Origin of the sequence: Escherichia sp. E10V10 (assembly GCF_004211985.1) — a bacterium.
Lineage (GTDB): Bacteria > Pseudomonadota > Gammaproteobacteria > Enterobacterales > Enterobacteriaceae > Escherichia.
The window spans coordinates 73623-95388 of record NZ_RHJO01000016.1; the positions used below are offsets into that span (position 1 = coordinate 73623).

At 49.5% G+C, this 21766-nt stretch carries 21 protein-coding genes and 1 tRNA gene; 15 read left to right on the forward strand and 7 right to left on the reverse strand.

Features of this window, described 5'->3' with window-relative positions; translation table 11 throughout:
- Positions 1–31 precede the first annotated feature (31 nt).
- Both yiaB and yiaA read left to right on the forward strand, forming a co-directional pair.
- Positions 32–373 (forward strand): inner membrane protein YiaB, encoded by a 342-nt coding sequence (yiaB, locus tag D9736_RS17170; RefSeq protein WP_130223009.1) that lies wholly within the window; start codon positions 32–34, stop codon positions 371–373.
- A gap of 56 nt (positions 374–429) precedes the next feature.
- Positions 430–855 carry an inner membrane protein YiaA gene (gene yiaA, locus D9736_RS17175; RefSeq protein WP_130258807.1) on the forward strand — a complete coding sequence of 142 codons (426 nt, stop codon included), beginning with the start codon at positions 430–432 and terminating at the stop codon, positions 853–855.
- A 36-nt stretch (positions 856–891) separates the two neighbouring features.
- On the opposite strand, the gene D9736_RS17180 is transcribed toward yiaA, so the two are convergent.
- Positions 892–1887, reverse strand: a complete 996-nt coding sequence (locus D9736_RS17180) for an acyltransferase (protein ID WP_130216249.1) — start codon at positions 1885–1887, stop codon at positions 892–894.
- 173 nt (positions 1888–2060) lie between these two features.
- On the opposite strand from D9736_RS17180, the gene D9736_RS17185 reads away from it, so the two are divergent.
- From D9736_RS17185 to yidD, 5 genes are all read left to right on the forward strand, one after another.
- Positions 2061–2360, forward strand: coding sequence for a YsaB family lipoprotein (locus D9736_RS17185; protein WP_130216250.1), 300 nt, complete (start codon positions 2061–2063; stop codon positions 2358–2360).
- Between the two features lie 94 nt (positions 2361–2454).
- A complete protein-coding gene (glyQ, locus tag D9736_RS17190; protein ID WP_001168544.1) occupies positions 2455–3366 on the forward strand; it encodes a glycine--tRNA ligase subunit alpha in 912 nt (303 codons plus the stop codon).
- Positions 3367–3375: 9 nt separating this feature from the next.
- On the forward strand, positions 3376–5445 hold the full coding sequence (gene glyS, locus D9736_RS17195) for a glycine--tRNA ligase subunit beta (protein ID WP_130216252.1): 2070 nt from the start codon (positions 3376–3378) through the stop codon (positions 5443–5445).
- A gap of 320 nt (positions 5446–5765) precedes the next feature.
- Positions 5766–5918 (forward strand): type I toxin-antitoxin system toxin HokA, encoded by a 153-nt coding sequence (gene hokA / locus D9736_RS17200; protein ID WP_130216254.1) that lies wholly within the window; start codon positions 5766–5768, stop codon positions 5916–5918.
- A gap of 157 nt (positions 5919–6075) precedes the next feature.
- On the forward strand, positions 6076–6456 hold the full coding sequence (gene yidD, locus D9736_RS17205; RefSeq protein WP_130216256.1) for a membrane protein insertion efficiency factor YidD: 381 nt from the start codon (positions 6076–6078) through the stop codon (positions 6454–6456).
- Between the two features lie 53 nt (positions 6457–6509).
- On the opposite strand, the gene cspA is transcribed toward yidD, so the two are convergent.
- Together cspA and D9736_RS17215 are read right to left on the reverse strand one after the other, a co-directional pair.
- Positions 6510–6722: an RNA chaperone/antiterminator CspA gene (gene cspA, locus D9736_RS17210; RefSeq protein WP_000014594.1), complete on the reverse strand. Its 213-nt coding sequence runs from the start codon at positions 6720–6722 to the stop codon at positions 6510–6512.
- Between the two features lie 281 nt (positions 6723–7003).
- Positions 7004–7294 carry an HTH-type transcriptional regulator gene (locus tag D9736_RS17215; protein ID WP_130216258.1) on the reverse strand — a complete coding sequence of 97 codons (291 nt, stop codon included), beginning with the start codon at positions 7292–7294 and terminating at the stop codon, positions 7004–7006.
- 419 nt (positions 7295–7713) lie between these two features.
- Here D9736_RS17215 and D9736_RS17220 point away from each other — a divergent pair, with 419 nt between their 5' ends.
- Positions 7714–8424: a DUF3053 domain-containing protein gene (locus D9736_RS17220; RefSeq protein WP_130210058.1), complete on the forward strand. Its 711-nt coding sequence runs from the start codon at positions 7714–7716 to the stop codon at positions 8422–8424.
- A gap of 48 nt (positions 8425–8472) precedes the next feature.
- On the opposite strand, the gene ghrB is transcribed toward D9736_RS17220, so the two are convergent.
- Together ghrB and D9736_RS17230 are read right to left on the reverse strand one after the other, a co-directional pair.
- Positions 8473–9447 (reverse strand): glyoxylate/hydroxypyruvate reductase GhrB, encoded by a 975-nt coding sequence (gene ghrB, locus D9736_RS17225; protein WP_130258808.1) that lies wholly within the window; start codon positions 9445–9447, stop codon positions 8473–8475.
- A gap of 103 nt (positions 9448–9550) precedes the next feature.
- Positions 9551–10210, reverse strand: a complete 660-nt coding sequence (locus tag D9736_RS17230) for an OmpA family lipoprotein (protein ID WP_000747625.1) — start codon at positions 10208–10210, stop codon at positions 9551–9553.
- 152 nt (positions 10211–10362) lie between these two features.
- Between D9736_RS17230 and bisC the strand changes: the two genes are divergently transcribed.
- Positions 10363–12696 carry a biotin sulfoxide reductase gene (gene bisC / locus D9736_RS17235; protein ID WP_130258809.1) on the forward strand — a complete coding sequence of 778 codons (2334 nt, stop codon included), beginning with the start codon at positions 10363–10365 and terminating at the stop codon, positions 12694–12696.
- On the opposite strand, the gene D9736_RS17240 is transcribed toward bisC, so the two are convergent.
- Positions 12665–13105 carry an N-acetyltransferase gene (locus D9736_RS17240; RefSeq protein WP_130258810.1) on the reverse strand — a complete coding sequence of 147 codons (441 nt, stop codon included), beginning with the start codon at positions 13103–13105 and terminating at the stop codon, positions 12665–12667. The two genes, bisC and D9736_RS17240, sit on opposite strands and share 32 nt — an antisense overlap.
- Positions 13105–13665, reverse strand: a complete 561-nt coding sequence (gene tag, locus D9736_RS17245) for a DNA-3-methyladenine glycosylase I (protein WP_130216268.1) — start codon at positions 13663–13665, stop codon at positions 13105–13107. The genes D9736_RS17240 and tag overlap by 1 nt, the downstream gene beginning before the upstream one ends.
- 157 nt (positions 13666–13822) lie before the next feature.
- Between tag and D9736_RS17250 the strand changes: the two genes are divergently transcribed.
- From D9736_RS17250 to dppB, 6 genes are all read left to right on the forward strand, one after another.
- Positions 13823–14521 (forward strand): autotransporter outer membrane beta-barrel domain-containing protein, encoded by a 699-nt coding sequence (locus D9736_RS17250; RefSeq protein ID WP_130216270.1) that lies wholly within the window; start codon positions 13823–13825, stop codon positions 14519–14521.
- 228 nt (positions 14522–14749) lie between these two features.
- Positions 14750–15952, forward strand: coding sequence for an MFS transporter (locus tag D9736_RS17255; RefSeq protein WP_130216272.1), 1203 nt, complete (start codon positions 14750–14752; stop codon positions 15950–15952).
- A 276-nt stretch (positions 15953–16228) separates the two neighbouring features.
- Positions 16229–17920 carry a kdo(2)-lipid A phosphoethanolamine 7''-transferase gene (gene eptB / locus D9736_RS17260; protein ID WP_130216274.1) on the forward strand — a complete coding sequence of 564 codons (1692 nt, stop codon included), beginning with the start codon at positions 16229–16231 and terminating at the stop codon, positions 17918–17920.
- A gap of 91 nt (positions 17921–18011) precedes the next feature.
- Positions 18012–18088, forward strand: a tRNA-Pro gene (locus D9736_RS17265).
- Between the two features lie 743 nt (positions 18089–18831).
- Positions 18832–20439, forward strand: coding sequence for a dipeptide ABC transporter substrate-binding protein DppA (dppA, locus tag D9736_RS17270; protein WP_016262652.1), 1608 nt, complete (start codon positions 18832–18834; stop codon positions 20437–20439).
- Between the two features lie 307 nt (positions 20440–20746).
- Positions 20747–21766, forward strand: coding sequence for a dipeptide ABC transporter permease DppB (gene dppB / locus D9736_RS17280; RefSeq protein WP_000938857.1), 1020 nt, complete (start codon positions 20747–20749; stop codon positions 21764–21766).

Below are 21766 nucleotides of genomic sequence, written 5' to 3' on the forward strand. Positions count from 1 at the left end.
TAATGTATCGCTGGTAGATACGGAGATCATTATGAAAACCTCAAAGACTGTGGCAAAACTATTATTCGTTGTCGGGGCGTTGGTTTATCTGGTTGGGCTAGGGATCTCATGCCCATTGTTAAGCGGCAAAGGCTATTTTCTCGGCGTGTTAATGACGGGAACGTTTGGCAATTATGCTTATCTTCGTGCTGAAAAACTCGGGCAACTGGATGACATGTTTATTCGCATCTGCCAGTTAGTTGCGTTAATCACTATCGGTCTGTTGTTTATCGGTGTTTTAAATGCACCTATCAATGCTTATGAAATGGTGATCTACCCCATCGCCTTTTTTGTCTGCTTGTTTGGTCAAATGCGTTTGTTTCACTCGGCATGAGCAACATAAAGCTCTTACACATTCAGGAATGAAAGGAATACTGTGATGGAAAAAAAATATCAACCTATTCTCCAGCATTTAGCATTGTGTCATGGATAGCGCTTGGCGGCGGTATTGTTACCTATTTATTAGGGCTATGGAATGCGGAAATGCAGTTAAATGAAAAAGGATATTACTTTGCTGTTCTGGTGCTAGGACTATTTTCAGCCGCATCTTATCAAAAAACTGTGCGAGACAAATATGAAGGCATCCCCACTACATCCATTTATTATATGACCTGCCTGGTTGTCTTTATCATTTCTGTCGCATTACTGATAGTTGGTCTGTGGAATGCAACATTATTACTCAGCGAAAAAGGGTTTTACGGCCTGGCCTTCTTTTTAAGTTTGTTTGGTGCAGTAGCAGTGCAGAAGAATATTCGTGATGCTGGAGTTAACCCATCAAAAGAAACAGTGGTTGCTCAGGAAGAATATAGCGAATAATCCTTGTAAGCCCGGTCAATGTGACCGGGCTTTTGCTCAACTTACGAATCTGTTTCGGTCGATTCGTTGCACCAGCACAGAAAGTAATAAGCTTGTGGCCAGCGTGGCGCAGAAGATCCAGATAATATCCAGTATTGGCCAGTTTTTAAGCTCAATCCCCCGGGTACGCAGCGCATGGATAATCAATGCGTGGAACCCGTATATACCTAAAGAATGGCGTGATATCAGCCCAAGCCCGGGAACAGTGTGTGTATCCAGCGTATTTTTTACCAGAGTCAGTAACGCGATTGCGCAGATAAAAACCATCGGTCCGCAATAGAGATACCAGGTATCGGCAAAATTTCCGCGCCACTGTAATTCATATAATGTCCCGCGAGAGATAATAAATACCCCCGCAACAAACAGTACGGCGCTCACCCACGACAGTGATTTATGTTGCGTATCCACCATGCCAATGGCGCGGCCCAACATGCCATACAGGATGTAGTAAAAAGTATCGCCATTGATATATAAATTAATCGGTAGCCATTCGAAGCCGTCGATCTTCTGTGGCACAGTGTTTGGGTTAGCGATGATGCCAATCACCACCATGAGTACCAGCAACATTTTACCGCTAACATTTTTCACCTGAACCAGCGGCGAAACCAGATAAATCACCGCAATCGCGAAGAAAAACCATAAGTGATAAAACACAGGCTTTTGTAGCAGGTTTTTCAGCGCTAACTCCACATTGATAGCGGTAAAAAGCGCAATGTAGATCAACGCGATGACACTATAAAACAGCAGACATAAGCCAATACGCAAGAAATGACGGGGCTGGGCGCTACGTTCGCCAAAAAAGAGATAGCCTGAAATCATGAAAAATAGCGGCACGCTGACACGGGAGGCAGAATTTAGAACATTCGCGATATCCCAGGTTATGGGGCTGACGCTATGGGCGTTGGTTACATACCAGGTGGTGGTATGAATCATCACCACCATTAAACAGGCTATCCCTCGCAGGTTATCAATCCAATAAATTTTGGGCTGCATCTGTGTCTCTGTAACTGGTTAAAAAAGGTCTGACCGATAAATCATTCAGCTGGTGCACTGGAATAATCCGAGTTTTATCTCTACAGCTTATAGAGGCTTGAGGAAATTCGTTAGATTCAGCCACTATACCGATATTAATAATAAGACTCACCTGCAAATAAGACGGTAATTTAATGATGATGAACTATTTCTTTCCAGCAATGGCACTTATTGTGTTAGTGGGATGCTCGACACCGCCGCCCGAGCAGAAAGCACAGCGGGTAAAGGTTGAGCCGCTGCGTTCATTGAATATGGAAGCGTTGTGCAAGGATCAGGCAGCAAAACGTTATAACACCGGTGAGCAAAAAATCGACGTCACCGCATTTGAACAGTTCCAGGGGAGCTACGAAATGCGTGGTTATACCTTCCGGAAAGAGCAGTTTGTCTGTTCTTTTGACGCAGATGGCCATTTTTTGCATCTTTCCATGCGTTAAGCCCTGCTTTTTCCCGTTTCGTACTGTATATCTTCCATCCAGCGGGTATACTGATCCCTTCCTTTAAATCCACACGTATCCAGCACGAAATAATATGCAAAAGTTTGATACCAGGACCTTCCAGGGCTTGATCCTGACCTTACAGGATTACTGGGCTCGCCAGGGCTGCACCATTGTTCAACCATTGGACATGGAAGTCGGCGCGGGAACCTCTCACCCAATGACCTGTCTGCGCGCGCTGGGGCCAGAACCGATGGCGGCTGCTTATGTCCAGCCTTCTCGTCGCCCGACCGATGGTCGCTATGGCGAAAACCCCAACCGTTTACAGCACTACTATCAGTTCCAGGTGGTCATTAAGCCATCGCCGGACAATATTCAGGAGCTGTACCTCGGTTCTCTGAAAGAGCTGGGCATGGACCCGACTATCCACGATATCCGTTTCGTGGAAGATAACTGGGAAAACCCGACGCTGGGTGCCTGGGGGCTGGGCTGGGAAGTGTGGCTGAACGGCATGGAAGTGACACAGTTCACTTACTTCCAGCAGGTTGGTGGTCTGGAGTGTAAACCGGTTACCGGCGAGATCACCTACGGTCTGGAACGTCTGGCAATGTACATTCAGGGCGTAGACAGCGTATACGACCTGGTCTGGAGCGACGGCCCGCTGGGTAAAACCACCTACGGCGACGTGTTCCATCAGAACGAAGTGGAGCAGTCCACTTACAACTTCGAATACGCGGATGTGGACTTCCTGTTCACCTGCTTCGAGCAATACGAGAAAGAAGCGCAGCAGCTGTTGGCGCTGGAAAATCCGCTGCCGCTGCCAGCCTACGAGCGTATTCTGAAAGCCGCCCACAGCTTCAACCTGCTGGATGCGCGTAAAGCCATCTCCGTCACCGAGCGTCAGCGCTACATTCTGCGCATTCGCACCCTGACCAAAGCAGTGGCAGAAGCATACTACGCTTCCCGTGAAGCCCTCGGCTTCCCGATGTGCAACAAAGATAAGTAAGAGGCGGCTATGTCTGAGAAAACTTTTCTGGTGGAAATCGGCACTGAAGAGCTGCCACCAAAAGCACTGCGCAGCCTGGCTGAGTCCTTTGCTGCGAACTTTACTGCGGAGCTGGATAACGCTGGCCTCGCACACGGTACCGTTCAATGGTTTGCTGCTCCGCGTCGTCTGGCGCTGAAAGTAGCTAACCTGGCGGAAGCACAGCCGGATCGCGAAATCGAAAAACGTGGCCCGGCAATTGCCCAGGCGTTCGATGCTGAAGGCAAACCGAGCAAAGCGGCAGAAGGCTGGGCGCGTGGTTGCGGTATTACCGTTGACCAGGCTGAGCGTCTGACTACCGATAAAGGCGAATGGCTGCTGTATCGCGCCCATGTGAAGGGCGAAAGCACCGAAGCACTGCTGCCGAATATGGTTGCGACTTCGCTGGCGAAACTGCCGATCCCGAAACTGATGCGTTGGGGCGCAAGCGACGTGCACTTCGTGCGTCCGGTCCATACCGTGACCCTGTTGCTGGGCGACAAAGTCATTCCGGCAACCATTCTGGGCATTCAGTCCGATCGCGTGATTCGCGGTCACCGCTTTATGGGCGAGCCGGAATTCACTATCGACAATGCCGATCAGTATCCGGAAATTCTGCGTGAGCGCGGTAAAGTCATCGCCGATTACGAAGAACGTAAAGCGAAGATTAAAGCCGATGCTGAAGAAGCGGCGCGTAAGATTGGCGGTAACGCTGACTTAAGCGAAAGTCTGCTGGAAGAAGTGGCTTCTCTGGTTGAATGGCCGGTTGTTCTGACCGCGAAATTCGAAGAGAAATTCCTCGCTGTGCCGTCTGAAGCCCTGGTTTACACCATGAAAGGTGACCAGAAGTACTTCCCGGTGTACGCAAACGACGGCAAACTGCTGCCGAACTTTATCTTCGTTGCCAACATCGAATCGAAAGATCCGCAGCAAATTATCTCCGGTAACGAGAAAGTCGTTCGTCCACGTCTGGCAGATGCCGAGTTCTTCTTTAATACCGACCGTAAAAAACGTCTGGAAGATAATCTGCCGCGTCTGCAAACCGTGCTGTTCCAGCAACAGCTGGGTACGCTGCGCGACAAAACTGACCGCATTCAGGCGCTGGCTGGCTGGATTGCTGAACAGATTGGCGCAGACGTTAACCACGCTACCCGTGCGGGCCTGCTGTCTAAGTGTGACCTGATGACCAACATGGTCTTCGAGTTCACCGACACCCAAGGCGTAATGGGGATGCACTACGCGCGTCACGATGGCGAAGCGGAAGATGTCGCGGTAGCGCTGAACGAGCAGTATCAGCCGCGTTTTGCCGGTGATGACCTGCCGTCCAACCCGGTAGCTTGTGCGCTGGCGATTGCTGACAAGATGGACACCCTGGCGGGTATCTTCGGTATCGGTCAGCATCCGAAAGGCGACAAAGACCCATTTGCGCTGCGTCGTGCCGCACTTGGCGTGCTGCGTATTATCGTTGAGAAGAACCTCAACCTTGATCTGCAAACGTTGACCGAAGAAGCGGTGCGTTTGTATGGCGATAAGCTGACTAATGCCAACGTGGTTGATGATGTTATCGACTTTATGCTCGGTCGCTTCCGCGCCTGGTATCAGGACGAAGGTTACACCGTTGACACCATCCAGGCGGTACTGGCGCGTCGTCCGACCCGTCCGGCAGATTTTGATGCCCGTATGAAGGCGGTATCGCATTTCCGTACCCTGGATGCAGCTGCTGCACTGGCGGCGGCGAACAAACGTGTATCCAACATTCTGGCGAAATCTGACGAAGTGCTGAGCGACCGCGTGAATGCCTCTACCCTGAAAGAGCCGGAAGAAATTAAACTGGCGATGCAGGTGGTTGTTCTGCGAGACAAACTGGAGCCGTACTTTGCTGAAGGTCGTTACCAGGATGCGCTGGTCGAACTGGCCGAGTTGCGTGAACCTGTCGATGCTTTCTTCGATAAAGTGATGGTCATGGTTGATGATAAAGATCTGCGTATCAACCGCCTGACCATGCTGGAAAAACTGCGCGAATTGTTCCTGCGCGTTGCGGATATTTCGCTGTTGCAGTAATAACAGCGTTATTAAATAGCCTGCCACTTGGCAGGCTTTTTTTATCGCTAATAATACAGCTACCTTTAATAATTTTCTGCTGAATAAAAATTATCTCATATATTAATTTCATGAGATTTTTTTAGGATTTTATTAAAGAGAGGAAAGAAATTTATTACGCTAGAATAGCTGCGGGTGCTTGAGACTGTTTGTCTCAGGTATCACCGAAAGGCAGACAGAGAAAAGCCCCACCTGACTATAAATCAAAGTGAGGCTACCCTATGCCTGAACACCATAAGGTTAGCCTCTTACTCGTTGGAAATCAACACAGGAGGCTGGGAATGCCGCAGAAATATAAATTGCTTTCTTTAATAGTGATTTGTTTTACGCTTTTATTTTTCACCTGGATGATAAGAGATTCACTGTGTGAATTGCATATTAAACAGGAGAGTTATGAGCTGGTGGCATTTTTAGCCTGCAATTTGAAAGAGTAAGAGTCTTCGGCGGGAAGTTATTCCCGCCTTTCTTACGGTGTTGGGTATTCTCAATGCACCCTAATTTATTTCTTTGATGAATATTATTTAAAAAATACGAACGGATTTGGCTATTAAATAGGTTTTTAATTGAGAACAGGAATGGTTCGGAGCCTTCATGAATAAACTGCTTTTACTGTTGATAATGCTTTATCAACGACATCTTTCTCCTCGCAAAGGATATCGCTGTGCTTACAGCGTGTTGTACCAAACGCAGGGATGTTCGGGGGCAGTCAAAGAGATTATTCAACAGAAAGGTGTTATTGCAGGCTGGGGCGAGATACGTCAGCGTTTTGCAGATTGCCGACTTGCGGCACAGACAATCAGGCAGAAGCAACACCTGAACGAGGTTATACGTAAAAAGAAGAATAATGAGTGTAATGATTGTGATTGTTCCGGGTGTGATGGTACGGTCTGTCGTGATTGCCACATCCCGATGCCGGATCTGGATTGTTCCTGGGACTGTTCTTCTCTACATATAAAGCGGTTTTTCCAATAAAAAAATCCCCGCCAAATGGCAGGGATCTTAGATTCTGTGCTTTTAAGCAGAGATTACAGGCTGGTTACGTTACCAGCTGCTGGGCCTTTAGCGCCGCTTTCGATGGTGAAGGACACTTTCTGACCTTCGTCCAGAGATTTGTAACCATCGTTCTGGATAGCAGAGAAGTGTACGAACACGTCTTTAGAGCCATCGTCAGGAGTGATGAAGCCGAAGCCTTTGTCAGCGTTGAACCATTTTACGATACCAGTCATTTTACCGGACATAGTGTATTACCTTTAATAATTAAGTGTGCCTTTCGGCGATATGGCGTGCTTTACAGATTTTGAAGCGTTAAAGGAAATGTGCACTACGAGGGGTATCAACGATAACTCTTGAAGGGACTTGCCTTACTACACTGCTTTAATGGTCTGTACGTCAAACCGTTGATGTGCATTAAGCCACGCATTGGAGGTGGATGCAACAATTATTTTTCAAATTTATGATTAATCGGTCGGAAAACGGCCCTGTCATCAGGACCGTAAACATCAAAAAAGTTAATAAAACTCTATTCCATCAACTGCTTACTTAATGCCGGATTGGCCTGAATCAGACGCATTAATTTTAGTTCAGCACTGGAAGGCTTCACTCGTCTGGATTCCCATTCCTTTACCATCGCAACGGATACGCCCAAAACACGGGCGAAATCATCAATTTTTAACCCCGTTCCTTTGCGTAATTGCTCAATCTCGGTACAGGGCGTAGGTCTGTGCGTCAGGGTAATCTTCTGTGTTTCATCTTTAAAAACAATTTGTTCCAGGCTGCTCAACAGCTCAAGCATTGGATCTTTATATTCCATTGAAAACTCCTCAAATCACACTGCGGGATCGTGAATTGCATTGAAGCTCATTAAGAATAGTCGGGAAAAACTGACTCAGCGGGAAGCAGCCGGAGTGTGATTCGATTCAGCTTATCAATAACTGTGACTTATAGTTGCCTAACGATATGATTAATGCCGATATATTTCGCAGAATCCCGAATTGTAAAGATTCCGAAAATTTCACTTACCGAAGAGAAGTAAGGTTCTGGCTAAAAAACGCAATAGCAATGCCTGTTTTTAACAATGAAACAACAAATTAACCTTCCTTCATTTTCTACATCATTTTCCCAGGAAGATTATGCATAAAGGGTATCTTGCAAGCTTGTCCTGGACTATCCTTGTCACGTCAGACACGCGTGTGTCGTTGTGCGCTTTTTTTGGGTGAAAGGAGTAAGAAAATGGCGACAGGAAAGTCCTGCTCTCGCTGGTTTGCGCCTCTTGCGGCGTTATTAATGGTAGTTAGCCTGAGTGGGTGTTTTGATAAAGAAGGCGATCAGCGTAAAGCGTTTATCGACTTCCTGCAGAATACAGTGATGCGTAGCGGTGAACGTCTACCAACCCTGACTGCCGATCAGAAAAAACAATTTGGTCCTTTTGTCTCTGATTACGCGATTCTGTATGGCTATTCCCAACAGGTGAATCAGGCGATGGATTCCGGTCTACGTCCGGTTGTAGACAGCGTTAACGCAATTCGTGCACCACAGGATTATGTCACGCAAAGTGGTCCGCTGCGTGAAATGAACGGTTCGCTGGGTGTACTGGCGCAACAGCTACAAAATGCGAAGTTGCAGGCCGATGCTGCGCACTCTGCGCTGAAACAGACTGATGATCTGAAGCCGGTCTTTGATCAGGCATTCACCAAAGTGGTGACGACACCGGCTGATGCGTTACAACCGTTGATTCCGGCGGCACAAACCTTTACACAACAACTGGTAATGGTTGGGGACTATATTTCCCAGCAGGGTACTCAGGTAAGCTTTGTGGCGAATGGCATTCAGTTCCCGACTTCGCAGCAGGCGAGTGAATATAACAAACTGATTGCGCCATTACCGGCACAACATCAGGCGTTTAATCAGGCCTGGACCGCAGCAGTAACTGCAACCCAATAAAGAGTAAAAGCCCGGGAGATTTTCGGGCTTTTCTCCACGCAGTCGCGGTTATTCCGCGACTTGCGGATTCACACAGTTCTTCTCGACATTCCCTTGTAACGCATTAATCAAATTATCCACCGCACAGGCGGCCATGCCATAACGCGTCTCATGAGTAGCAGAACCAATATGTGGGACTGCGACGACATTTGCCATTGAGAGCAGCGGTGAATCTACTGACAGTGGCTCTTGTTCGAAGACATCCAGTCCGGCGGCGTGAATTTCCCCTTTCTGCAATGCCGCAATCAGTGCATTTTCGTCAACCACCGGTCCACGTCCTGCATTAATGAAGATGGCGGAGGATTTCATTTTGGCGAATTGTTCAGCGCCAAACAGGTGATGCGTTTCTTCAGTTAGCGGCAGGATCAGGCAAACGAAATCCGATTCTTGTAACAGCGTATCCAGATCGCAATAACGGGCGTTAAAGCGTTCTTCGGCTTCTTTATGGTGGCGGCGAGCGTTATAGAGGATAGGCATGTTGAAGCCAAAGTGTGCCCGTTGTGCCAGTGCCATGCCGATCCGTCCCATCCCGACAATGCCAAGTGTTTTATGATGCACGTCGCTGCCGTACCAGTCCGGGCCAATGCTCGCGGTCCATTCGCCTGCTTTTACGCGTTCTGCTACCTCGACAACCCGACGCGCGGTACACAGCATCAACGCCATCAGCGTATCGGCCACCGTTTCCGTTAATACGGTTGGCGTATGCATTAGCAGGATTTTTCGGGTGGTAAGCGCATCGACATCGAAATTGTCGTAGCCTACAGAGATAGTTGATGTGGCACGCAGTTTCGGCATTTTTTCCAGCAACACGGCATCAACATTTTCATTTGAACCCAACAAGCCCTCGGCTTCGGCAAAAATATCCGCGTTTTGTGCAACGGTCTGTGGGGTGAGATCTGTCACCTGGTGAACGGTGAAATGTGCTTGCAGGCGTTGCAGTAAATCATCAGGTAAGGCTTTGTAGAGGATAACGGGCGGCTTCATGCTTCTCTCCATTCACTGATAAGGCGATCACCTTAGCCTGAAAAAAGAAGCAGGAAAACCTAAGAATACCAGGTGATTGAATCACCACCTGGCATGAAAGTGATTACAGCGGGCTTAAGGTAATTTCTACGCGACGGTTTTGGGCTTTGCCTTCTGCGGTGCTGTTGCTGGCGATCGGGTTAGCCGGGCCAAGACCCTGGGTACGAATACGGCTGGCGTCAACGCCCTGGGTAATCAACGCGCTGGCAACGGAATCTGCACGCTGCTGCGACAGACGCATGTTCAGGTCATGACCGCCAGTGCTGTCGGTGTAGCCAATCACGTTAACCGCCGTTTTCGGGTACTCTTTCAGTACCATTGCAACACCGGTCAGGGTATTAGCACCTGCTGGTTTCAGAGTGGCGCTGCTGCTGTCGAAGGTCACATTGTTCGGCATGTTGAGGATAATGTTGTCCCCGCTGCGCGTTACGCTTACGCCAGTGCCGCGCATTTTGTCGCGCAGTTTCGCTTCCTGCACATCCATGTAATAGCCAACGCCGCCGCCCAGTGCCGCGCCTGCTGCTGCGCCAATCAGTGCGCCTTTACCACGATCTTTCTTCGAAGAAGAGAGTGCGCCAATGCCCGCGCCAACGAGAGAGCCCAGACCCGCGCCAATAGCAGATTTACCCGCTTCGCGTTCGCCGGTGTAAGGGTTAGTTGTACAGCCAGATACCGCCAGAGCGCCACTCACAACGGCGGCAATAAGATAAACACGTTTCTTCATTGTTAATCCTTAATAACCTTTTTATTCTTTGCCACGGGTTTCGTGGCGGAAGATTATGCCGTGTGAACATGAAGATTATTCCTGGGAATACTCGGAAATTTGTAAGTAATATTTAACTGCTCAATACATCTAACTTTTCAGGAGCCTTCGGTTTGGCCAACTCATCCTCACGTTATTCTGTTCTGACTGCCGCCCACTGGGGGCCCATGCTGGTTGAAACCGACGGTGAAACAGTTTTCAGCTCGCGTGGTGCGTTAACCACAGGAATGGAAAACTCCTTGCAGAGTGCGGTTCGCGACCAGGTTCATAGCAATACGCGGGTGCGATTTCCGATGGTGCGTAAAGGCTTTCTTGCGTCACCAGAAAATCCACAAGGGATTCGCGGGCAGGACGAATTTGTTCGCGTGAGTTGGGATGATGCACTGGATCTTATTCACCAACAACACAAACGCATTCGCGGAGCTTATGGTTCAGCGTCGATTTTTGCCGGTTCCTACGGCTGGCGTTCAAATGGCGTGCTGCATAAAGCGTCAACCTTGTTACAACGCTATATGGCGCTGGCAGGCGGCTATACCGGCCATCTGGGGGATTATTCGACTGGCGCAGCACAGGCGATCATGCCGTATGTTGTGGGTGGCAGCGAAGTTTATCAGCAGCAGACCAGTTGGCCGCTGGTGCTTGAACATAGCGATGTGGTGGTGCTGTGGAGTGCTAACCCTCTAAATACACTGAAAATTGCGTGGAATGCATCCGATGAGCAGGGGCTTTCTTACTTTTCCGCACTGCGTGATAGCGGGAAAAAGCTGATCTGCATTGATCCCATGCGATCGGAAACCGTTGATTTCTTTGGCGATAAAATGGAATGGGTAGCACCGCATATGGGAACAGATGTGGCGCTGATGCTAGGGATCGCCCATACGCTGGTGGAAAACTGCTGGCACGACGAAGAGTTTCTGGCACGTTGTACTATCGGCTATGACGCCTTCGCTTCTTATTTACAGGGCGAGAGTGATGGCATAGCGAAAACTGCCGAATGGGCGGCGGAGATTTGTGGTGTTCCGGCAGATAAAATCCGCGAACTGGCGGCTATTTTCCATCAAAATACCACCATGCTGATGGCAGGATGGGGAATGCAGCGTCAGCAGTTTGGCGAGCAAAAGCACTGGATGCTCGTCACGCTGGCGGCAATGTTGGGGCAAATCGGTACACCAGGTGGCGGTTTTGGGCTTTCTTATCATTTTGCCAACGGTGGTAATCCCACGCGCCGTGCTGCGGTGCTTTCATCCATGCAGGGCAGTTTGCCGGGTGGTACGGATGCGGTAGATAAAATCCCCGTTGCCCGTATTGTCGAGGCTCTTGAAAATCCTGGTGGCGCATACCAACACAACGGCATGAATCGTCACTTTCCGGATATACGATTTATCTGGTGGGCGGGCGGCGCCAATTTTACACATCATCAGGACACTAATCGTCTGATTCGAGCCTGGCAAAAACCGGAACTGGTGGTCATTTCAGAATGCTTCTGGACGGCGGCGGCGAAACATGCCGATATCGTCCTGCCTGCAACCACGTCTTTTGAGCGTAACGATCTCACCATGACCGGAGATTACAGCAATCAGCATCTTGTTCCGATGAAACAAGTCGTGCCGCCGCGTGACGAAGCGCGTAATGATTTCGATGTCTTTGCTGAATTAAGCGAACGTTGGGAGAAGGGTGGCTACGCGCGGTTTACGGAAGGGAAAACTGAGCTGCAATGGCTGGAAACTTTTTATAACGTCGCCCGACAACGAGGGGCAAGTCAGCAGGTTGAATTACCATCGTTTGACGCGTTTTGGGAAGCAAACCAATTCATTGAGATGCCGGAAAACCCAATCAGCGAACAGTTTATCCGGTTTGCTGATTTTCGCCGCGACCCACAGACGCATCCGTTAAAAACGGCCAGTGGTAAGATTGAAATCTTCTCGCAGCGTATCGCGGATTACGGTTACCCGGATTGTCCGGGGCATCCCATGTGGCTGGAGCCGGATGAGTGGCAGGGCAATGCCGAACCGGAACAGTTGCAGGTACTTTCTGCCCACCCCGCACATCGTTTGCACAGCCAGCTAAATTACAGTTCTCTGCGTGAATTATATGCGGTGGCAAACCGTGAACCTGTCACCATTCACCCTGATGATGCACGAGCGCGAGGCATAAAAGAGGGCGACACGGTACGAGTGTGGAACTCGCGCGGGCAAATTCTTGCCGGCGCGGCCATTAGCGAAGGTATTAAACCTGGCGTGATTTGCATTCACGAAGGGGCATGGCCCGATCTGGATTTAACCGCTGGCGGCATTTGTAAAAACGGCGCTGTGAACGTGTTGACGAAAGATCTCCCCAGCTCGCGGCTGGGGAATGGATGCGCGGGTAACACGGCGTTAGCGTGGCTGGAGAAATACACTGGCCCGGAGCTGCCGCTTACGGCGTTTGATCCGCCTGCCAATCCATAATCCAGGTGGGAAGTTGGGTTTCTTCCTGCCAGGCGCAGTCGACAATATGGAATCCTTGCGCATGGTAGAAATTTATCGCGGGCTGGTTTTTCTGGTAAACCTCCAACAATAAATGGGGATGGCGTTGTTGCACATGTTGCATCAGCGCCTTACCAATACCGCGCCTGACGGCCTTTGGTGTGATAAACATCGCAGCTAAAAATCGTCCTTCCATCACGCTGACAAAACCGAGAAGCTTGCCATCTTCTTCCCACACCCAGTTTTGCGCGTTGGCAAGATAAGCATCACGCACCAGCGGAATGCAGTCACGCCAGTAGCTTTCTTCTATGAAAGGATGTCCCCAGGTTGTACTTTCCAGCCATAATTCAAGGATCGCAGGTAATTCCAAACGTTGCGCTTCTCGAATCATTATTTCCTCCCCGGATGGCAACAGCAGCCAACGACATGATCGTTCACCAGTCCGCATGCCTGCATAAAGGAGTAACAAATCGTCGTGCCAACAAATTTGAAGCCGCGTTTTTTCAGTGCTTTGGAAAGCGCATCAGAGGCGGGTGTTGAGGTGGGGATTTCGCTCAACGTTTTGGCTTGTGTCACCTGTGGTTGATGGTTTACGAACGACCAGACAAAGTCGGCAAACGGTTCGCCGTTCTGCTCCATTTGCAGGTATGCCCGTGCGTTACCAATTATCGCCTGAATTTTCCCACGATGGCGGATAATCCCGGCATCAAGCACCAGTCTTTCAACGTCCTCTTCCTGCATAGCCGCGACTTTTACCGGATCGAACTGATGAAAACAGGCGCGATAGTTTTCACGTTTTTTGAGAACGGTAATCCAGGATAACCCTGCCTGTTGTCCTTCAAGGCAGATCATTTCGAATAGTTTATTACTATTGGTTTCAGGCACGCCCCACTCATTATCGTGGTAGGCAATATAAAGCGGGTCCTGACTCACCCAGCCGCAACGTTCCATACTTTCCCTCGCTATGTACCAGATCGTAAATATTTCACCCTCTTGTCTTGACGCATCGGTGAAAAAGTCAATATTTAATACAGGGCTAAGATGCCCGATATCCTACATACAATGACAATAATATTGCCGAATTCGGCTCTTCCATGGAGTCGTGTTAATGATCATAAAAAAATGCGGTGGTCGCTGGCACTTAAGTCTGCTGGCGAGCGTGGTAATCAGTTCTTTTTTTCTCAACACAGCTTACGCCTGGCAGCAAGAATATATCGTTGATACGCAACCAGGACATACCACTGAGCGTTATACCTGGGATAGCGATCACCAACCGGACTACAACGATATTTTGTCGCAACGTATTCAAAGTAGCCAAAGAGCGCTGGGACTGGAAGTTAATCTGGCGGAAGAAACCCCTGCGGATGTGACCAGCAGTATGAGTATGGGCTGGAATTTTCCTTTATATGAGCAGGTTACAACGGGTCCAGTCGCCGCATTACATTACGATGGCACAACCACCTCCATGTATAACGAGTTTGGCGACAGTACTGCAACGCTGACTGATCCGTTATGGCATGCCAGTGTCAGTACGTTAGGATGGCGTGTTGATTCCCGACTTGGCGATTTCCGTCCCTGGGCGCAAATCAGCTACAACCAGCAATTTGGTGAAAATATCTGGAAGGCTCAATCAGGCCTAAGTCGCATGACGGCGACAAATCAGAATGGTAATTGGCTTGATGTGACCGTAGGAGCCGATATGTTGCTTAACCAACATATTGCTGCCTATGCCGCGTTATCCCAGGCGGAGAATAGCGCCAATGATAGTGATTATTTATATACCATGGGCGTTAGCGCCAGATTTTAACGTATTTTTTACAACTATGGACTACTAATAACAACCATTGCAATGATAGTGGGTGCTAACTGACCAAATAATTATTGTGGTGAATATTTGTCACGTCATTCATTCCTGAACTAAGGCATTTCATTCCGTTTTGATGGCATTTCATGCCGTTTTTTCCCCTGCATAAAATGCACTTCGTTATGTTTGTCGGCAGAGAATTTTCCTTTTTACTACCGCAGGAATACTGCCATGACACCTTCAAACTATCAGCGTACGCGCTGGCTTACCCTTATCGGTACCATTATCACCCAGTTTGCGCTGGGGTCAGTTTATACCTGGAGCCTGTTTAATGGCGCGCTCTCTGCCAAACTGGATGCGCCGGTCAGTCAGGTTGCTTTCTCCTTCGGCCTGTTGAGTCTGGGACTGGCAATTTCTTCTTCTGTTGCTGGCAAGTTACAGGAACGTTTTGGTGTCAAGCGCGTCACAATGGCTTCCGGTATTCTGCTGGGGGTAGGTTTCTTCCTTACCGCGCATTCCAACAGCCTAATGATGCTGTGGTTAAGCGCCGGTGTGCTGGTTGGTCTGGCAGATGGTGCGGGTTATCTGCTGACCCTTTCTAACTGCGTGAAGTGGTTCCCGGAGCGTAAAGGTCTGATCTCCGCATTCGCCATTGGTTCTTATGGCCTGGGAAGCCTGGGTTTCAAATTTATCGACACACAATTGCTGGAAACGGTCGGTTTGGAAAAAACCTTTGTAATTTGGGGCGCGATTGCGTTGGTGATGATTGTCTTTGGCGCGACGTTAATGAAAGATGCGCCGAAACAGGAAGTGAAAACCAGTAATGGCGTAGTAGAGAAGGACTACACCCTGGCAGAGTCTATGCGTAAACCGCAATACTGGATGCTGGCGGTCATGTTCCTCACGGCCTGCATGAGCGGTCTGTATGTGATTGGTGTGGCGAAAGATATTGCTCAGAGCCTGGCGCATCTTGATGCAATTTCCGCGGCCAACGCAGTAACGGTTATTTCTATTGCTAACCTTTCTGGTCGTCTGGTATTGGGCATTCTGTCTGACAAAATCGCCCGTATCCGCGTCATCACTATTGGACAGGTGATTTCGCTGGTGGGTATGGCGGCCCTGCTGTTTGCACCATTGAATGCAGTGACGTTCTTTGCAGCAATTGCCTGCGTGGCGTTTAACTTCGGTGGCACAATTACCGTTTTCCCGTCACTGGTCAGTGAGTTCTTCGGTCTCAATAACCTGGCGAAAAACTACGGCGTGATTTATCTCGGCTTCGGTATCGGTAGTATCTGCGGTTCGATTATCGCCTCACTGTTTGGCGGCTTCTATGTGACTTTCTACGTCATTTTTGCCCTGCTGATTCTGTCATTGGCGCTTTCAACGACCATTCGCCAGCCTGAGATCAGAGTGTTGCGCGAAGTACATGGTTAAGTTTAGCGACAGGTTTTAGATTTGTTCTGAGATTAAAAGGGCCATAAAGCTGGCCCTTTTAAGCGTTCAGTTACCGCATAAGTCTCCTTTCATACTTGTATTTTTGTAAATTTGTGCTTCAAGTACATTCTTTCCCCACACTTTTTCCCTTTGCTGTGGTCTACTTATCAGCGTGTGCAGATTTTCCTTATCTGACGACCTTCGCACTTTTCCCTTGCCTGGCTTGAAAGGCCATAATGCAGGGTGTTATCACCTGTTTTTCCAGGGTTTGTTTGCATGAGATATATCAAAACGATAACGCAGCAAAAGCTAAGTTTTTTGCTCGCTGTCTATATCGGTCTGTTTATGAATTGCGCAGTCTATTTCCGTCGGTTTGACGGTTACGCGCATAACTTCACTTTTCTTAATGGCGTCTCGGCGGTTATCGAACTGGCAGGGACGGTTCTGGCAACCTTCTTCTTTTTACGTTTAATTTCACTCTTTGGCAGAACGGCCTGGAAAGTGCTGGCGTCATTGCTGGTGCTGATTTCTGCCGGGGCCAGCTACTACATGACATTTATGAATGTCATGATTGGCTACGGGATTGTTGCTTCGGTGATGACCACCGACATTGACTTATCGAAAGAAGTGGTTGGCTGGACGCTTATCGCATGGGTTGTACTGGTGAGTATTATCCCGTTGCTATTTATCTGGATGAACCGCTCACAAGACACTTTCTGGCGTCAACTTTGTACCCCGAAAACTCGCTGGCGTAGTGCGCTTACCGTGCTTTTGGCGGGCTTGTTGGTATGGGGGCCAATCCGTCTGATGGATGTAGTGCAAAAGCGTGCAGACCGTATGGCCGGAGTGGATATGCCGAGCTACGGCGGCGTGCTGGCGAACTCTTATCTGCCTTCGAACTGGCTTTCTGCGTTGGGTCTCTACGCCTGGGCGCAAGTGGATGAATCGTCAGACAATCGGTCGCTGATGAATCCGGCAAAAAAATTCACCTATACCCCGACGCAAAATCTCGACGATACCTATGTGGTTTTCATCATTGGAGAAACTACGCGTTGGGATCATATGGGGATGCTGGGCTACGAGCGCGATACCACGCCGAAGCTGGCCAAAGAGAAAAACCTGGTGATGTACCGTGGTTATTCTTGTGATACCGCGACTAAATTATCACTACGCTGTATGTTTGTGCGTGAAGGTGGAACGGAAGATAACCCACAACGTACGCTTAAAGAGCAGAACGTATTTGCGGTTCTCAAACAGCTGGGCTTTAGCTCTGATTTATACGCCATGCAGAGTGAGATGTGGTTCTACAGCAACACCATGGCTGACAACATTGCCTATCGCGAGCAAATTGCAGCAGAGCCGCGTAACCGTGGGAAAGCGGTGGACGATATGTTGCTGGTCAATGAGATCGAGCGTTCTCTGGAGAAAAAACCAGAAGGTAAGCATCTGATTGTGCTGCATACCAAAGGGTCACACTACAACTATACTCAACGTTATCCCCGTGAGTTTGCCCAGTGGAAGCCAGAGTGCTATGCCATTGACCGCAAATGCCCACGAGCGCCGATGATTAACTCATATGATAACTCCATCACCTATGTTGATCATTTTATCGACACTGTAATCGACAAATTCCGCGATAAGAAGGCCATTATTTTCTATGCAGCGGACCACGGTGAGTCAATTAACGAGCGTGAGCACTTGCATGGCACACCACGCGAATATGCGCCACCGGAGCAGTTCCGCGTACCGATGATGGTCTGGATGTCGGATAAATATCTGGAGAATCCGGCCAACGCGCAGGCATTCGCGCAATTGAAGAAAGAAGCGGATATCAAAGTGCCACGCCGTCATGTAGAACTGTACGACACTATTTTAGGTTGCCTTGGTTATACTTCACCGGACGGTGGTATCAACGAAAACAACAACTGGTGTCGAATCCCTCAGGCGAAGAAGGCAGAAGCTAACTAAATGCACTGCTGAGTTTCTCGCCGATCAAAAGGCATTTTGCTATTAAGGGATTGACGAGGGCGTATCTGCGCAGTAAGATGCGCCCCGCATTCGGTGATTGGCGCAGCCTGGTAGCGCACTTCGTTCGGGACGAAGGGGTCGGAGGTTCGAATCCTCTATCACCGACCAAATTCGAAAAGCCTGCTCAGCGAGCAGGCTTTTTTGCATTTGTAGCCCATGAGGATGAGAACCTCCGGGGGCAGGGAGGTTCGACTCGACGTAGGCCTGATAAGACGCGGCAGCGTCGCATCAGGCAACGGCACCGCACTTATTGTCGGATGCGGCGCGACCGCCTTATCGACCTACACACCACACATTTCCCTGCCAAATTTGCGCCCCATATCTCACTATCCATTAACGGATTTGTGACAGAATCCATTGTCTTTTTCTATATTTGCTTAAATCTTTTTTTGCGTTACTTATGGCTGGCGCTGGCATTTTCCGCTGTGCGGTTTAGCGTTCATGGTATTAATCGCTCAGATATCCACCTTTTCCTCAGATTTTTTTCACTAAATGCATAAAACTTAATCACCAATTGTTGCCAAATATTAAGCTGATTGTTCTGGTTATGTTGGCGTAGCACAAATTTCTCTGCTGCAAATAGTTGTTTGAAGTTTTTTTAATCTTTGTTTGTGGATTCTCACCGTTGGTGTAAATCCCGGTGGGCTGTATTGACGTTTTCACATTCTGTTGACAGATTGTAGGTCACGAGGGGCATTTTATGGAGGATCCGCACTGTAACACTGATGTTAATTAGTACGGCATCCCCACCTCATAACGTTGACCCGACCGGGCAAAAAACAAAAAAGGTCAGGCAGCGACAACCCACTGCAAAGGGTTAAAACAACAAACATCACAATTGGAGCAGAATAATGCGTATTTCCTTGAAAAAGTCAGGGATGCTGAAGCTTGGTCTCAGCCTGGTGGCTATGACCGTCGCAGCAAGTGTTCAGGCTAAAACTCTGGTTTATTGCTCAGAAGGATCTCCGGAAGGGTTTAACCCGCAGTTGTTTACCTCCGGTACCACCTATGACGCCTCTTCCGTACCGCTTTATAACCGTCTGGTTGAATTTAAAATCGGCACCACCGAAGTGATCCCGGGCCTCGCTGAAAAGTGGGAAGTCAGCGATGACGGTAAAACCTATACCTTCCACTTGCGTAAAGGTGTGAAGTGGCACGACAACAAAGAATTCAAACCGACGCGCGAACTGAACGCCGATGACGTGGTGTTCTCGTTCGATCGTCAGAAAAACGCGCAAAACCCGTACCATAAAGTTTCTGGCGGCAGCTACGAATACTTCGAAGGCATGGGCTTGCCGGAGCTGATCAGCGAAGTGAAAAAGGTGGACGACAACACCGTTCAATTCGTGCTGACTCGCCCTGAAGCACCGTTCCTGGCTGACTTGGCAATGGACTTCGCTTCTATTCTGTCAAAAGAATATGCAGACGCGATGATGAAAGCCGGTACGCCGGAAAAACTGGACCTCAATCCGATCGGCACCGGCCCGTTCCAGTTACAGCAGTATCAAAAAGATTCCCGTATTCGCTACAAAGCGTTTGATGGCTACTGGGGTACCAAACCGCAGATCGATACGCTGGTCTTCTCTATTACCCCTGACGCTTCCGTGCGTTACGCAAAATTGCAGAAAAATGAATGCCAAGTGATGCCGTACCCGAACCCGGCAGATATCGCTCGCATGAAGCAGGATAAATCCATCAACCTGATGGAAATGCCGGGGCTGAACGTCGGTTATCTCTCGTATAACGTGCAGAAAAAACCACTGGATGACGTGAAAGTTCGCCAGGCTCTGACCTACGCAGTGAACAAAGATGCGATCATCAAAGCGGTTTATCAGGGCGCGGGCGTGGCAGCGAAAAACCTGATCCCGCCAACCATGTGGGGCTATAACGACGACGTTCAGGACTACACCTACGATCCTGAAAAAGCGAAAGCCTTGCTGAAAGAAGCGGGACTGGAAAAAGGTTTCTCCATCGACCTGTGGGCGATGCCCGTACAACGTCCGTATAACCCGAACGCTCGCCGCATGGCGGAGATGATTCAGGCAGACTGGGCGAAAGTGGGCGTGCAGGCCAAAATCGTCACCTACGAATGGGGTGAGTACCTCAAGCGTGCGAAAGATGGCGAGCATCAGACGGTAATGATGGGCTGGACTGGCGATAACGGGGATCCGGATAACTTCTTTGCCACCCTGTTCAGCTGCGCCGCCTCTGAACAAGGCTCCAACTACTCAAAATGGTGCTACAAACCGTTTGAAGATCTGATTCAACCGGCGCGTGCCACCGACGACCACAACAAGCGCGTTGAACTGTACAAACAAGCACAGGTGGTGATGCACGATCAGGCTCCGGCACTGATCATCGCTCACTCCACCGTGTTTGAACCGGTACGCAAAGAAGTTAAAGGCTATGTGGTTGATCCATTAGGCAAACATCACTTCGAAAACGTCTCTATCGAATAATTAAAAGCCATACAAGACTGATGGCAAAGGCAAAACTGCCTGATGCGCTCCGCTTATCAGGCCTACGAAAATTCTGCAATGTATTGAGTTTGCAAGATTTTGTAGGCCGGATAAGGCGTTAACGCCGCATCCGGCATAAACAAAGCGCACTTTGTCAACAATCTGCATACCCGGTGGTGCTGTGCCTCTGCGCGCAGCGCCATCCGGCAGCAATACTTCATTCTCTGTCCGGCACGGGCGGGAATTGATTTGTGAGCAATACAGACACGCAGTTCCAGGCTGCGGGTCACTACAGAGAATCCGGGTTATGTTGCAGTTTATTCTCCGACGTTTGGGACTCGTCATCCCCACGTTTATCGGTATTACCCTTCTCACATTTGCCTTTGTCCACATGATCCCGGGCGATCCGGTGATGATCATGGCGGGTGAACGTGGGATCTCCCCAGAGCGTCACGCGCAATTGCTGGCAGAACTCGGCTTGGATAAACCGATGTGGCAGCAGTATCTCCATTACATTTGGGGCGTAATGCACGGCGATTTAGGCATTTCGATGAAAAGCCGCATCCCGGTTTGGGAAGAGTTCGTGCCGCGCTTCCAGGCCACGCTGGAACTTGGTGTCTGCGCGATGATTTTTGCTACGGCAGTCGGTATTCCGGTCGGTGTACTGGCAGCGGTTAAACGTGGTTCCATTTTCGATCACACTGCGGTTGGCCTGGCGCTGACCGGCTACTCAATGCCTATCTTCTGGTGGGGCATGATGCTGATCATGCTGGTTTCGGTGCACTGGAACCTGACGCCTGTCTCCGGTCGCGTGAGCGACATGGTGTTCCTTGACGACTCCAATCCGTTAACCGGTTTTATGTTGATCGACACCGCTATCTGGGGTGAAGACGGTAACTTTATCGATGCCGTCGCCCATATGATCTTACCGGCGATGGTGCTGGGCACAATTCCGCTGGCGGTTATCGTTCGTATGACGCGCTCCTCAATGCTGGAAGTGCTGGGCGAGGATTACATCCGCACCGCGCGCGCTAAAGGGCTAACCCGGATGCGGGTGATTATCGTCCATGCGCTGCGTAACGCGATGCTGCCGGTGGTGACCGTTATCGGCCTTCAGGTGGGAACATTGCTGGCGGGAGCGATTCTGACCGAAACCATCTTCTCGTGGCCCGGTCTGGGGCGCTGGTTGATTGACGCACTGCAACGCCGCGACTATCCGGTAGTGCAGGGCGGCGTATTGCTGGTGGCGACGATGATTATCCTCGTCAACCTGCTGGTCGATCTGCTGTACGGCGTGGTGAACCCGCGTATTCGTCATAAGAAGTAA